General features: G+C 62.0%; 15 protein-coding genes and 1 pseudogene. 8 read left to right on the top strand and 8 right to left on the bottom strand.

Features of this window, described 5'->3' with window-relative positions:
* Positions 1 to 2: 2 nt before the first annotated feature.
* Both ACWNZ3_RS20095 and ACWNZ3_RS20100 read right to left on the bottom strand, forming a co-directional pair.
* Positions 3 to 467, bottom strand: a complete 465-nt coding sequence (locus tag ACWNZ3_RS20095; RefSeq protein ID WP_496902046.1) for a nuclear transport factor 2 family protein — start codon at positions 465 to 467, stop codon at positions 3 to 5.
* An 81-nt stretch (positions 468 to 548) separates the two neighbouring features.
* Entirely contained in the window at positions 549 to 1,103 is a 555-nt protein-coding gene (locus tag ACWNZ3_RS20100; RefSeq protein WP_496902047.1) for a carboxymuconolactone decarboxylase family protein, read from the bottom strand.
* A gap of 103 nt (positions 1,104 to 1,206) precedes the next feature.
* Between ACWNZ3_RS20100 and ACWNZ3_RS20105 the strand changes: the two genes are divergently transcribed.
* A complete protein-coding gene (locus ACWNZ3_RS20105; protein ID WP_496902048.1) occupies positions 1,207 to 2,103 on the top strand; it encodes a LysR family transcriptional regulator in 897 nt (298 codons plus the stop codon).
* Positions 2,104 to 2,338: 235 nt separating this feature from the next.
* Here the strand turns inward: ACWNZ3_RS20105 and ACWNZ3_RS20110 are convergent, their stop codons facing one another.
* Genes ACWNZ3_RS20110 through ACWNZ3_RS20120 form a run of 3 tightly spaced genes read right to left on the bottom strand, consistent with a single transcriptional unit; the run spans position 2,339 to position 6,127 of the window.
* The gene (locus ACWNZ3_RS20110) at positions 2,339 to 4,585 is read right to left on the bottom strand and encodes a xanthine dehydrogenase family protein molybdopterin-binding subunit (protein WP_496902049.1); all 2,247 of its coding nucleotides are present in this window, start codon (positions 4,583 to 4,585) and stop codon (positions 2,339 to 2,341) included.
* A complete protein-coding gene (locus tag ACWNZ3_RS20115) occupies positions 4,578 to 5,633 on the bottom strand; it encodes an FAD binding domain-containing protein (RefSeq protein WP_496902050.1) in 1,056 nt (351 codons plus the stop codon). Before ACWNZ3_RS20115 ends, ACWNZ3_RS20110 begins: the two co-directional genes overlap by 8 nt.
* On the bottom strand, positions 5,630 to 6,127 hold the full coding sequence (locus ACWNZ3_RS20120; RefSeq protein ID WP_496902051.1) for a (2Fe-2S)-binding protein: 498 nt from the start codon (positions 6,125 to 6,127) through the stop codon (positions 5,630 to 5,632). The genes ACWNZ3_RS20115 and ACWNZ3_RS20120 overlap by 4 nt, the downstream gene beginning before the upstream one ends.
* Before the next feature lie 138 nt (positions 6,128 to 6,265).
* Here ACWNZ3_RS20120 and ACWNZ3_RS20125 point away from each other — a divergent pair, with 138 nt between their 5' ends.
* Complete coding sequence (locus ACWNZ3_RS20125; RefSeq protein ID WP_274574680.1) at positions 6,266 to 6,838, top strand: TetR/AcrR family transcriptional regulator; 573 nt, start codon at positions 6,266 to 6,268, stop codon at positions 6,836 to 6,838.
* A gap of 299 nt (positions 6,839 to 7,137) precedes the next feature.
* Here ACWNZ3_RS20125 and ACWNZ3_RS20130 read toward each other — a convergent pair whose 3' ends face one another.
* A complete protein-coding gene (locus ACWNZ3_RS20130; RefSeq protein ID WP_496902052.1) occupies positions 7,138 to 7,809 on the bottom strand; it encodes a helix-turn-helix transcriptional regulator in 672 nt (223 codons plus the stop codon).
* 346 nt (positions 7,810 to 8,155) lie between these two features.
* Here ACWNZ3_RS20130 and ACWNZ3_RS20135 point away from each other — a divergent pair, with 346 nt between their 5' ends.
* The 5 genes from ACWNZ3_RS20135 (at position 8,156) to ACWNZ3_RS20155 (ending at position 11,367) form a co-directional block, all read left to right on the top strand.
* On the top strand, positions 8,156 to 8,521 hold the full coding sequence (locus tag ACWNZ3_RS20135; RefSeq protein WP_496902307.1) for a VOC family protein: 366 nt from the start codon (positions 8,156 to 8,158) through the stop codon (positions 8,519 to 8,521).
* Between the two features lie 158 nt (positions 8,522 to 8,679).
* Positions 8,680 to 9,123: an SRPBCC family protein gene (locus ACWNZ3_RS20140; protein WP_274574685.1), complete on the top strand. Its 444-nt coding sequence runs from the start codon at positions 8,680 to 8,682 to the stop codon at positions 9,121 to 9,123.
* Positions 9,124 to 9,171: 48 nt separating this feature from the next.
* Positions 9,172 to 9,582, top strand: coding sequence for an SRPBCC family protein (locus ACWNZ3_RS20145; protein WP_496902053.1), 411 nt, complete (start codon positions 9,172 to 9,174; stop codon positions 9,580 to 9,582).
* A 158-nt stretch (positions 9,583 to 9,740) separates the two neighbouring features.
* On the top strand, positions 9,741 to 10,118 hold the full coding sequence (locus tag ACWNZ3_RS20150; protein WP_274574688.1) for a YciI family protein: 378 nt from the start codon (positions 9,741 to 9,743) through the stop codon (positions 10,116 to 10,118).
* A complete protein-coding gene (locus ACWNZ3_RS20155; protein WP_496902054.1) occupies positions 10,102 to 11,367 on the top strand; it encodes an RNA polymerase sigma factor in 1,266 nt (421 codons plus the stop codon). The genes ACWNZ3_RS20150 and ACWNZ3_RS20155 overlap by 17 nt, the downstream gene beginning before the upstream one ends.
* Positions 11,368 to 11,415: 48 nt before the next feature.
* Here ACWNZ3_RS20155 and ACWNZ3_RS20160 read toward each other — a convergent pair.
* A pseudogene (locus ACWNZ3_RS20160) lies at positions 11,416 to 11,705 on the bottom strand (VOC family protein); the annotation flags it as partial.
* Between the two features lie 98 nt (positions 11,706 to 11,803).
* Here ACWNZ3_RS20160 and ACWNZ3_RS20165 point away from each other — a divergent pair.
* Positions 11,804 to 12,670 carry an alpha/beta fold hydrolase gene (locus ACWNZ3_RS20165; RefSeq protein ID WP_496902055.1) on the top strand — a complete coding sequence of 289 codons (867 nt, stop codon included), beginning with the start codon at positions 11,804 to 11,806 and terminating at the stop codon, positions 12,668 to 12,670.
* Positions 12,671 to 12,690: 20 nt separating this feature from the next.
* Here the strand turns inward: ACWNZ3_RS20165 and ACWNZ3_RS20170 are convergent, their stop codons facing one another.
* The gene (locus ACWNZ3_RS20170; protein WP_496902056.1) at positions 12,691 to 13,005 is read right to left on the bottom strand and encodes a hypothetical protein; all 315 of its coding nucleotides are present in this window, start codon (positions 13,003 to 13,005) and stop codon (positions 12,691 to 12,693) included.
* Positions 13,006 to 13,170 lie beyond the last annotated feature (165 nt).

The following is a 13,170-nucleotide window of genomic DNA, read 5'->3' on the forward strand; positions in this document are numbered from 1 at the left end:
GCTCAAAGACCAAGATCGGACAGGCCCGGGTGATCGTCAGGCCGGCGGCCCAGCGGCCAATGAAGTTTACGCTCATCCTCACGGATCGGTTGCTCGTTGATGCTTGCATGACGCTGCGCCATCAGGCCATCCGCCGCGAACGCCCAGTTCTCGTTGCCATAGGCCCGGAACCATTGCCCGCTGTCGTCGCGGTATTCATAGGCGTAGCGCACGGCGATGCGGTTGCCCGCGAAAGCCCAGAGTTCCTTGATCAGGCGATACTCCAGTTCGCGCGCCCATTTACGGGTCAGGAAAGCCTCGATCTCGGCTCGGCCCACCGGGAATTCGACGCGGTTGCGCCAGCGGCTGCCCTGCGTATAGGCCAGCGCCACCCTGGCCGGATCGCGGGAATTCCAGCCGTCCTCGGCCAGGCGGATCTTTTCACGGGCGCTGTCTTCGGTGAATGGGGGAAGCGGGGGACGGGTCATCGCTGCATCCTTTGCGGTCAGGGGCGGGTATCAAGGGCGGGCGGCCGGGACGCCGGGACAGCGCCCGGCCACCACGCTAGGTCATGCGGCGAGAACGCCAGCATCGACCACGGGGAAGTCGATCTCGGTCTGGGCCAGTTCGTTGAGATAGTTGGTCCAGATATTCAGCGCGACATGCTGCACGATCTCGATGATCTGGCCGTCGTCGTAACCGGCATCGCGAACCTCGCGAAGATCTTCTGTTGCAACGCGACCCCGCGCATTGAGCACCTTGACGGCGAATTGCACGGCAACGTCCGCCTTGGCGTCGGTCGACCGCCCGGCCCGGTTTGCCGCGATCTCGGCGTCATCCAGCTTGGCATGGTTCTTGCCGAGATAGCTGTGGGCCGAAAGACAATAGCTGCAGCCATTCGCTTGTGCCACGGCCAGGGCCACGCGTTCGCGGGTGGCGGCCGGCAGGCGACCTTTGGCAAGCGCCCCGGACAGGCCGAGATAGCCCTGCAACGCGGTGGGGCTGACACTGGCGAGACGGAACAGGTTGGGGACGGAACCCAGCTGCTTCTCGACGGCTTGCAACAGTGGCTGCGATGCCTCGGGCGCTGCTGCTATGGTGGCGGGAAATGTGATTCGGGACATGTGAAAGCTCCTCTGCTTGCTGTGTGAGGCAGACTTAGGGGCTTCCAAAAATTGGCGGTAGACTACATTAATGGAATAATGATTCCCAATTTATGGAAACAACATGACCGACCGTCTGGAGACCATGTCCATATTTGTGCGCGTCGTGGACGAAGGCAGCCTGACTGCCGGTGCCCGGGCGTTGGCAATGCCCATCGCCACGGTCAGCCGCCGGATTTCCGAACTGGAGGACAAGCTCGGCGCCGAATTATTGCTGCGCTCTCCCCGGGGGCTGACGCTCACCGATACCGGGCAGACCTACCTCGCGGCCTGCCGCCGGATCATCGAAGAGGTTGCCGAAGCCGAGCGCAACGCCGGAGGTGAATTCACGGCACCGCGCGGAACGCTGACGATGACCGCCCCCATCGTCTTTGGCCGCTTGCATGTATTGCCTGCGGTCACCGCCTTTCTGCGTGCCTACCCTGAGGTCGACATACGGATGGAACTGACGGACCGGCCGGTGAACCTCCACGAAGAACACCTCGATCTGGCGGTGCGCATCGGCCCGCTTTCCGACAGCATGTTCATTGCGCGCAAGGTTGGCGAGGTGCGCCGCGTCGTCTGCGCCAGCCCCTCCTATCTCGAAACACACCAAATGCCCGAGAACCCCGGCGATCTCGCGAAGCTGGATGCCATTACCTTCGAGAGCCTGATGTCGCCGCCGAACTGGCAGTTCGGATCGGAGCGGCCGCAGAAAGTCGGGCCGATGCGGTCGCGCCTGATCGTCAACACCGCCGAGGCGGCGATCGACGCGGCCATTGACGGGCTGGGGTTCACGCGTGTTCTGTCCTACCAGGTTGCCGCTGCGATCAGGACGGGGCAACTCGTGCCGCTCTTGCAGCGTTTTGAGCCTGCCCCCTGGCCCGTTCATCTGGTCTATGAGCCGCGCGCCCTGATCCCGCAGAAGCTCCGTGCGTTCCTCGATTTTGCCGCGCCGAGAATTGCAACCAGTATGGCCTGATCCACCCCACCCTGCCCATCAAGCTTCGGCCAGTAACGCCTGTACCGGCGTTCGCCGCCACGCGTCAGGGCACCCATCCCGACAGGTTCTTGCAGATCCCTTGTCGCGGTCACGCGTGATGTGCCGGTGATCGCACCCCATAAGGTCGCTATTGCCGATCCGGCCTTCTGAAGCGCAATGTTCATCCGGTTCAGACCAGCCGTATTCGCGCCACTCGTGACGATAGCGCTGGCGTTCAGGGCGCGAGCAAATCCGCGATGCGGATCGGGAAATGGCGCACGCGTTTGCCGGTTGCATGCCAGATCGCGTTGCCAATGGCCCCGACCGTCCCGACGATGCCAATCTCGCCCACACCCTTGATCCCCAACGCGTTCACGTAAGGATCGTCTTCATGCACCGTGATCACCTCAAGCCCGCTCACATCCGCGTTCACCGGCACATGGTAGCCCGCGAAATCCGCGTTCACGATGCGCCCGCTGCGCCGGTCGTGCCGGGCGGCCTCATGCAGGGCAAAAGACGTGCCCCAGATCATGCCCCCCATAAGCTGGCTTTCGGTCAGCCGCGGGTTGATGATCCGCCCGGCGGCAAAGGCCCCCACCAGCCGGGTCACCCGAACCTGGCACAGATCCGGGTCCACCTTCACCTCGGCAAAGACAGCACCATGGGAGTTCATCGCATGGCGTCCGGCGGCCTCTGGCGCGCGGCCGCCGTGGCCGGTTCCGATCATCTCTGTCTGTCCAGCACGTATCAGGATGTCAGCAAAGCGTTCCCGGCGGCTCTCATCCGCCTCAAGCAACAACCAACCGTCCCGCGCCACGAGGCTTGAATTACCAGCGCCATAAAGGGGCGACTGCGGATCAGCAGTGGCAAGTTCGCCAAGCTGGCGCAAGACATCACCACCCGCGGCATGCAGCGCACCGCCTGCCGTGGCGGTATGCCCTGACCCACCCGCGACGCCGCCGTCCGGCAATGCCGAATGTCCGGCGCGGAACTCGACCTGATCCAGCGTCAGGCCAAGGCTGTCCGCAGCAATCTGGGCCAACACGGTCCAGGCCCCCTGCCCCATATCAACGGCAGAGGTCTCGAACAGCGCCGTTCCATCGGGACGCAGCGTCGCCCGCGCTTCGGCGGCGAACATCGGGCAGGGAAACAGCGCCGTTCCCATGCCCCAGCCGGTCAGCAATCCATCGGCGTCCCGCATTTGCCGGGGTTCCAGAGGCCGCCCCTCCCAGCCAAACCGCGCCGCGCCTTCTGCGTAACACTCCCGCAACGCCTTGGAGGAATAGGGAAGCCCGGTGCCGGGTTGGGTTTCGGCATAGTTGCGCAGGCGGAATTCAAGCGGGTCCATCCCCGCCGCTTCGGCCATCTCGTCCATCGCGCATTCCAGGGCAGCGGACCCGGAAGCCTCGCCCGGTGCGCGCATGGGTCCGGGCGTGCCGACATCAAGCCGCACCAGCCGGTGGCTGGCCCGCAAGGCACCGGCTGCATAAAGGCCCTGCGAAGCATTCGCCGCCGGCTCCACAAAATCATCAAAGGTCGAGGTTTCCGCCAGCCCGTCATGGTCGATCACCGTAAGCGCCGCAGTCTCGTCCACACCCATCCGAAGCCGCTGGCGCGTCGCACCGCGGTGACCGACAGGCCCGAACATCTGCTGTCTGGTGAACATCAGCTTGACCGGCCGCTGCGTCATCCGCGCAGCGAGGATCGCCAGCACCTGCGGTCCGGTCGGGATCGCCTTTGATCCGAACCCGCCGCCGATATAGGGGCTGCGCAGTGTCACATTCTCGGGCGGGATTCCAAAGAAATAGGCAAAGCCCGCACAGGAGAGATTCAGCGCCTGACTGGGCGTATCCAGCGTCAGATGGTCCCCGTCCCACTGCGCCACAATCGCATGGGTTTCCATCGCATTGTGATACTGCGCCGCTGTCTCATAGCTGACGTCGATGCTACGCGCGGCAGCCGCGTGCCCCGCCTCGACATCGCCGTGGCTCGCCCCGCCCGGCAGGCCAAAGCCGGCCGGCTCAAAGCCGGTGGCGGGGTTGTCATCCAATCCCACACGCACCGGATCGGCCTCGTACTGCGGTGCCAGCAGGCGCGCGCCCTCGGTGGCGGCTTCCAATGTCTCGCCCAGCACCAGTGCAATCGGCTGTCCTGCATAGCGCACTGTGTCGTCCTGCAAGACTTCGGTGCGGAAGGAGAACATCGTCGGCTTGGCCGAAGGGTCGCCCTGCAACTCGGGCCGGTTCTGCGGCGTGATGACATGGGTCACACCGGGGTGCGCCTCTGCTGCGGCAACGTCAAGCTGGCTGACCCGGCCACGCGCGATCTTTGCCGGGGCGTAGACCGCATAAAGCAACCCCTCGGGCGTGTTGTCGGCGGCAAAGGTTGCAACGCCGGTGACCTTGGCAAGACCGTCCCGCCGCGTGGCAGGCTGACCCGCGTTGGAGCCGAAACGGATTTGCGGTGAAAGCGTGTCAGACATGGGCGAGGTCTCCGTTCTGTTGGCCAAAGGGGGATGCGGGCAGCGCCGGCATCTGTGCCGGTGTGCCGGCCGCAGCCATGGCAAGTGCGCGCGCAGCAGTGCGGCGGGCAAGGTCGATCTTCCATTCCAGGTGCGCCGGGGCCTCTGCCCCCGCCATCGCCGCCTCGGCGACGCGCGCAAACAGCGCAGCATCCGGGGCCTGCCCGACCAGCAGCGCCTCGGCCTCGGCGACCCGCCACGGCCTGGCCGCAACCGCGCCAAGCGCCAGCCGTCCCTCCACGATGATGCCATCCTCCATCCGCAGCGCAGCGGCGGCTGCCGTGGTGGCAAAGGCAAAGGACGTGCGGTCGCGCACCTTCAGATACCGCGCACGTCCGGCAAACCCGGCCGCCTCGGCGGACAGGTGCAGGGCGACGATCAACTCGCCCTCCTCCAGCGCCGTCTCACGCGCCGGATGGTCGCCCGGAAGCAGGTGGAATTCCGAAAAGGGGATCCGACGCGTTCCATTCACGCCGCGCACCTCGACCTGCGCTTCCAGCGCCGCAAGCGGCACGCAGAAGTCCGACGGGTTTGTCGCCACACAAGCCGGGCTGGCCCCCAGCAGCGCGCGCAGCTCTTCGTCACTGTCGCGCGCATCACACCCCGCACCGGGATTGCGCCGGTTGCAGGCTGCCGTTTCCTCCTGGAAATAAGCACAACGGGTACGCTGCATCAGATTGCCCGCGACTGTCGCCATATTGCGAAGCTGCCCCGAGGCCCCTGAAAGCAGCGCCTCGGCCACCATCGGAAAGTGCTGGGCGAAGCCCGCGTGGCGGGCCAGGGCCGCATTGCTGACCATCGCCCCGATCCGCACCGATCCATCCTGTTGAAAGGTGATCTCGCCCAGGTCGGGAATCCGGGTCAGGTCGATCACCCGCTGCGGTTGGGCAACGCCCAGCTTCATCAGGTCAACCAGATTGGTCCCCCCACCAAGCCATGACGCACCCGGCTCCCAGCTCGCCAGCGCCTCATCCATGGTTTTTGGCTGCAAATAATCAAAATGCTTCATGCCGCGTCCCCCTCTTCCTTGGCAGCCATCCGGCGGCTCGCTTCCTGCACAGCAAGGGTGATTCCGTGATAGGCACCGCAGCGGCAGATGTTACCGCTCATGCCCTCGCGGATACGCTCCGGATCGCTCCCGGCATCCCCTTCGGCGATCAGCCCGACGGCGCTCATGATCTGGCCCGGCGTACAATAGCCGCACTGGAACCCGTCATGTTCGATAAAGGCGGCCTGCACCGGGTGCAGATCCCCGCCCCTTGCAAGGCCTTCAATTGTGGTGATCTCTGCACCGTCGAGACCCGCCGCAAGCATCAGGCAGGCGTTCGCACGCCGCCCGTTCACCAGCACCGTGCAGGCACCACACTGGCCACGGTCGCAGCCTTTCTTGGTGCCGGGCAGCGCCAGACGTTCGCGAAGCAGATCAAGCAGTGTCACGCGCGGGTCATCAATGGAGACGTCACGCACCTCCCCGTTGAGGGTCAGGCTGATGAAGAGTGACATATGTCCTCCCTGTTATGCTATTTTCTAGGTGTGGTCACTCGCAGGCGAGGTCCGGTATAAGAAATCAAGCGGCGCGGTGCCGCCGTCTGAAGCAGAATATACGGAGGCATCCTCCGTTTTCAAGATGAAAGGCAGATTTTGGCAGAAGTTCGCAAAAGAAAGCCGCGCGCCGACGCACAAAAGAACCGTGAGCTGCTGCTCGAAGCGGCCAAGGAAATTCTGGGGCGCGGCGGGCCAAATGCGAGTCTGGAGGCCGTCGCACGGCGCGCCGGCGTTGGCATCGGCACGCTTTACCGGCACTTTCCCACCCGTGAAGAACTGTTCATGGCGGTCTTCAGCCGCGAATTGGACCAGCTCATTGTCACCGCCGAAGACCTGGTTGAAAGGGATGCCCCCCTTGAGGCCATCCGCAGCTGGCTGCACGCCAATGTCGACCTGGTGGAAACCAAGCGCGGCATGCTGGGCGCAATGAGCCTGGTCATGACGGAGGACCTGAAACAGGGCTATACCGAACGCTCCAGCCTTGTGCTCGCCGCGGTTGACCGGCTTCTGGACAAGGGCCGCAATGTCGGAGAAATCCGCGAAGGGGTCAGCGCCGAAGACCTCATGCAAACCCTCTATGCCATCTGCTATGCGCGCCAGCCCGGCCCTGACTGGCGCGAAAATGTCCTGCGCATCCTCGACATCTTTGTCGACGGGCTGAAAAAATGAGGCTCTGTGCATTGGTTGAAATATGCGCGATCTGCCCACCAAACGGGGCTTGCAAGCGTTTGGCTTAAAATGATCCAGCTGGTGCACTTGAGGCGTAAAAGGCACGGGGCCAATCGGCAAAAGATCTTGCTCATCAAGCGCCCACCTCCTGCCGGAGATTGCAAAATATGATGGCAACCAACCGATCAATGCCGATTTGCGCGGTCATGTGATCGGTCGACCTGTTTGGTGAGGGAGGTCGTTGCAACGTATGACCGCGGCATCCCGGCCTTGAAAGAAATCATCAGGAATGTCGGGAGTCAGGATTGGCGTCGGGATTTCCATTCTTTCATCAGATCGGTGCGCCGTTTTGAGATCCTGTCGTGCAGCAACTCGCGGTCCCGTATCCGGTCCGTTCTGAAATGCCGGAAGCCGCGACTGATCTCGCACCAACCGACAAGGACGTGTCCGCTGGCAAAGTAACCAATGGCTATCGGCCAAATGATCCGTTCCGAAACCGTCTGGTCCGGCTTTTCATAGATGATCCGCAGTTTTCGTTCCCGCCGGATGGCATCCCGAAGGTCGCTCAGGTCTTCCTCGGCGCGCCTGTCCGAATGCGCCTCACCAATTCCAAAGGGTATTGCCGAGGCCGCGTCCAGAGCAGCCTCGGGCACCACGCGCTCGACTTTGGCGAGCACCTGCTTCGAGGCCTGGGAGAGCGGCTTGTCGCCGTAGCCCGAAACCCATTTCATACCCAGCATGAGGGCGAGCATCTCCTCTTCGGAAAACATCAGGGGAGGCAAGAAGAAGCCCTTGTTCAGAACATAGCCGACGCCCGGTGATCCCTCGATATCCGCGCCTTCTGCCTGAAGCGTGGCGATGTCCCGGTAGAGCGTGCGAATGCTTGTCCCCAGTTCCCGCGCAAGATCATGGCCGCTGACCGGCGTTCGGGACTGTCGGAGAATCTGAAGCAGATTAGGCTCTGGACCCATTAATTCTATATACTCAGTTTGACAGATTTTTTCGCAGACAAGAAGCATCTGCGCAAGAATAGTGGTTCTATTTCAAGCAGATGCGCCGCAGGCTGCGGGAAAATCCGTCAAACCCGGAGGGCGGCGATTTCACTTCATTTCAACGTCTTGGGTCGCTTGCAAATAGAACCACTATTGGCTGCACGCCCCAAACCATTGAAATTTCGTGAAATCGCCGCTGAGCATATAGAATCAATGGGTCCAGAGCCTAAGGAGCCGGGCCGTTCGCATGACCTGCACATACTGCCATTTTCTGTCACAGGCAACGATTAGGAAAGACTGGTCAACAACCAACGAGGTCAATGCCATGATTACGCCGAACCTGATCATCCTCTATGTTTCCGACCCGCTCGAAAGCGCGAAATTCTATGAAGGGATTCTTGGAAAGCCTGCCAAAGGTTTTCCGACATACCAGTGCTTCGAATTCGATGACGGCTTCATTCTTGGCCTTTGGTCGACAAGCGCCAGCAATTTCGTCTCGGGCGGCAACGGACACAGATCGGAACTGGCCTTTCAGGTGCAGTCCGCCGACATCGTCCGCCAACTCTACAACACCTGGAAGGCCGACGGCGTCGTGATCGAGCAGGACCTGGCAGAAGCGGTTTTCGGACTCACCTTCGTTGCACTGGATCCGGATGGCCATCGCATCCGCGTCAACCTTCCTGACGGATGAGTACAAGCTGACGCGGCCTATCTGGCGGCACTGGCCGAGTGGTGGGGAACAGCCCGTCCGCCCAACCGCGGCATAAATCTTAAAAAAATTGTCCCACGATGTCGGGATGCCGGTTGGCCGGACGTCTTCAAGATAGATGAACAAGAAAGGATAACATCATGACCAACACCGTTCGCCTGCACCGAGTCATCGCCGCGAAACCCGAAAAGGTCTATCGGGCGTTTCTCGAATCCGACGCCGTGGCCAGCTGGCTGCCACCATACGGTTTTCTCTGCACCGTCCACGAGCTGGAGCCCGTGGTCGGCGGCAAGCACCGGATGTCGTTCCGTAACTTCACGACCGGTAACAGCCATTCGTTCGGCGGAGAGTACAAGGAACTCGTCCCCGGTGAACGGCTGGTCTACACCGACCGCTTCGACGACCCCAACCTGCCCGGCGAGATGAAAGTGACCGTCGAGCTGAAAGCCGTTTCGGTCGGCACGGAAATGTCCGTCGTGCAGGACGGCGTTCCGGACGTGATCCCGCTCGAAGCCTGCTATCTGGGCTGGCAGGACAGCCTGCGAAAGCTGGCAAAGCTCGTCGAGCCGGAGATCAACCAGTAAGGCGGCACCCCGCCTCATTGCCCCGCGATTCAATCAAAGGATTTCATCATGACAACTCAACCGATCACCATCGAAACCACCGTCGCGGCACCCGTCGAGGCGGTCTGGGACTCCTACACCACGCCTGAGAACATCATGCAGTGGAACACGCCATCTGATGACTGGCATACCCCTGCTGCCACTGTCGATCTTCGGGAAGGCGGCGCCTTTTCCTCGCGGATGGAAGCGAAGGACGGCAGCATGGGCTTCGACTTTGCCGGCACATACACGAAGATCGTGGAACATGAGCGCATCGAATATGATTTCGGCGACCGCCATGCCAGCGTGGAGTTCATTCCCGAAGACGGTGGCGTGCGCGTCAGCTTGACGTTCGATCCGGAAACGGAGAATTCCGTCGAGCAGCAGCGCGACGGCTGGCAGTCCATCCTCGACAGTTTCAAACACCACGTGGAGTCGTAAGACAGGCGCCGCCAGCCGAAACCACCGGAGCGGTCAGGGCCGAACTCTTGGATAACGGTCCTTGCCGCACCAAAACGATACCGTGAATGTGCCTGATGTTCTCGTTTCATGTCGGTTCATGCAATGTAGCGCGGTCCTTTGAATGGAGATTCGGAAAAATGCGCTACACGATACTTTGCTACCACAACGAGGAAATCACCTCTTCCTGGACCGAGGCAGAGGACACCGAGGTCATCGAGAACCTCAAGGCGGTCAACCGCAAATGGGCGAAGAATTTCGAACCCATCGTCCGGCTGATGCCGACAACGGCGGCGACCACCCTGCGCAAATCCGAGAACATCGTCACCGACGGGCCGTTCGCGGAGACCAAGGAGCAACTGCTCGGCTTTTATGTCGTCGACGTGGACAGCTACGAAGTGGCGGTTCAGATCGCGCGCGAGATGGCCGAGGCCAATCCGGGCGGTGCCTATGAGCTCCGGCCGATCGCGCTCTACTACCCGAATGGAGAGGCTATAGAAGATGCCCCAACCCCCTGAACCGGACTGGATCGAGGCGCGTCTTGTCGGCGCGCGGCCACAGGCCGTGGCGGCACTCCTGCGCTATTTCCGCGACCTCGATCTGGCCGAGGAAGCGTTTCAGGAGGCCTGCCTGCGGGCCGTGAAGTCCTGGCCGAAGAACGGCCCGCCGCGTGACGCGGCAAGCTGGCTGATCATGGTCGGTCGCAACGCCGCCATCGATCACAAGCGCAAACAGGCGCGCCTGACCGGACTGCCCGACGAAGCGGTGATTTCTGATCGCGAGGACACCGAACCGGACATGGTGGAGCGGCTGGATGCCGCCGATTACCGCGACGACATCCTGCGGCTTCTTTTCGTTTGCTGCCATCCCGACTTGCCTGCCACCCAGCAGATCGCGCTGGCGCTCAGGATCGTTTCCGGCCTCCCCATGCCGCGCATCGCGGCGGCATTTCTGGTTGGCGAGCGGGCGATGGAGCAGCGGATTACCCGCGCCAAGGCCCGCATCGCCAAGGCCGATATTCCGTTCGAGACGCCGGGACCGGTCGAGCGGGCGGAACGTTTCGCGGTGGTTGCCACGATGATCTATCTCGTCTTCAACGAGGGCTATACGGACGCCAATCCGACAAGCGAGCGGGCAAAACTCTGCGACGAGGCGATCCGGCTGGCGCGGCTCATGCTGCGGCTGTTTCCCGCCGAACCGGAGATGATGGGGCTGCTGGCACTGATGTTGCTGCAGCACTCGCGGCAGAAAGCGCGCTTCGACGCGGCGGGCGCGCCGGTCCTGCTCGACGATCAGGACCGGTCGCTGTGGAACCGGCACCGGATCGCCGAAGCTCTGGCGATGATCGACAAGGCCATGCTGCACCGCCAGCCCGGCCCCTATCAGATCCAGGCGGCAATCGCCGCGCTGCACGCACGGGCAGAACGGCAGGAAGATACGGACTGGGCCGGGATAGATGAACTCTACGTAGCCCTCGAACGTCATGCCCCGTCGCCCGTTGTCACGCTCAACCGGTCGGTGGCCATCTGGAAGCTGCACGGCGCCGCGGCGGCGCTGGAGATGATCGCGCCGCTGGCCGAACCACTGGACGGCTATTTCTATTTTCATGGGGTGCGCGGCAATCTGCTGGAACGATTGGGGCGCAACAGCGAAGCCCGCGACGCTTTCACCCGCGCAATCGCCCTTGCGAACACACCCGCCGAGGCAGTGCATATCCGCCAGCACCTTGATCAATTGGAAGGCGAACGCACGACTGGCAAGCCTTAGGCATTCCCTCTGGTGTGCTATCGGTTCATCGCAATGTCCGGCCCATCGTTACTTCTGTCCGCCTGCCGTCTGGACCAACTGGATGAGATTACCGCAACTGTCATCGAAGACGGCCATGCGCACGGGCCCGGCGTCCAGAGGGTCCCGGCTGAAAGAGACGCCGTTGGCCTTCAGTTTCCCGAACTCTGCATCCAGATCGTCGACCTGGAAAGACGCGGCCGGGATGCCGTCGGCGACAAGGGCGTCCTGCAGGGTTTGACGGCAGGGTGGTCGCTCGGTTCGAGCAGCAATTTGGTCCCGTCTGGCTGCTCCTTCGAGACCACCGTCAGCCCCCGGTTCCGGAAAAAAAATTTTTGTCGGCATGTCGGGAGAGGGTTCGGCCGAACGTCTTCAATGTATGGAACACCGGACAGGACGCACAACAAAGGAGATGACGATGTTACGCACCACCGTTCTTGCAGGAGTTTTGCTGATGACTGCCGCCGCACATGCCCAGACAGAGCCAACTGGAGCTTACGTGGACGTCAATGGCATGCAGATGTATTACGAGGTTTCCGGCGAAGGTGACCCGCTGGTTGTCCTCCATGGCGCCTATATGAACATCCCGTCGATGGGAGAGATCATTCCGCGACTGGCCGAGACCCACAAGATTTACGCGATAGAATTCCAGGGGCACGGTCGCACCGAGGATATTGATCGTCCCATCACCTATCCCAATCTTGCGGACGATGCCGCCGCCTTCATGGATGCCGTCGGCATCGAGAAAGCGGATGTATTTGGCTATTCGATGGGCGCTGCTGCCGGGCTCCAATTGGCCATACGCCATCCGGAAAAGGTCGATCAACTCATCGGTGCCTCGATTGCCTATGATGTGACCGGCTGGCAGCCAGCATTTCGGGAGTTCATCCCCACCATGTCTGCGGAGATGTTCGCTGGCGGCCCGATGGAAGCGGAATGGCAAAAGCTCGCGCCAAACAAGGATGGGTTCAACGATCTGGTCGAGAAACTGATCGCCCTGGAAAAGGAACCGATGGCCTGGGAGAACGATGTCAGGGCACTTCAAGCGCCGGTGCTCATCATCGCGGGCGATGCCGATGTCTCAACGCTCGAACATAGCGTATCGATGTTCCGGCTTCTGGGAGGCGGCGTGATGGGCGACATGGGCCAGCCGCTGCCGGAGTCGCGCCTTGCCATCCTGCCGGCGACCTCGCACACGGCGGTAATCAATCAGGTCGACCTCCTGTACGGTTTTATCGAGCCTTACCTTCAGGGCAAAACGCCAGCCGGTTTCATGGGGCAGTAGGCAGCCGGGGGAGTGCGCCGTCAAAGCCCGGCGTGCATCTCCCGGAACAGCCTCGGTGCAACGCCGAAGCGACGTTCGAAGGACTCGGAAAGACGCACAGCGGCGAACAGGCCGACCTGCGCGGCCACGGACTTGAGCGAGACACCGCGTGACAGCAACAGGCGCGCAGCGTCGAGCCTGTTCACATCCTGCCGGACCGAATTGATGTCAACTGGCCGACAGACCGCCAGGTGTCGGTCTTCCCTGACGAACCGCTCATCCCGGTGCTGGATCAGCCTCTTGCTGCGATCTCCGAGCATTATGGCGAGCCGACGACGAATGTCGTCGCCATGCAAGCGAATATCCGCGTTAAAACTGACCCTGGTGCTCTGCCAGCAGATCTTTAACGTCTCGCAAGCCCAGGGTGAGACGGTCGTAGATCCAAACGAAACAGCCAATAACCGAGCGCGGTAAGCAATGGCACTACAGGGCCCGGGGAGAACAATTGATATCATCTCCTT

It is taken from the genome of Sulfitobacter sp. IGS-18 (assembly GCF_059628195.1).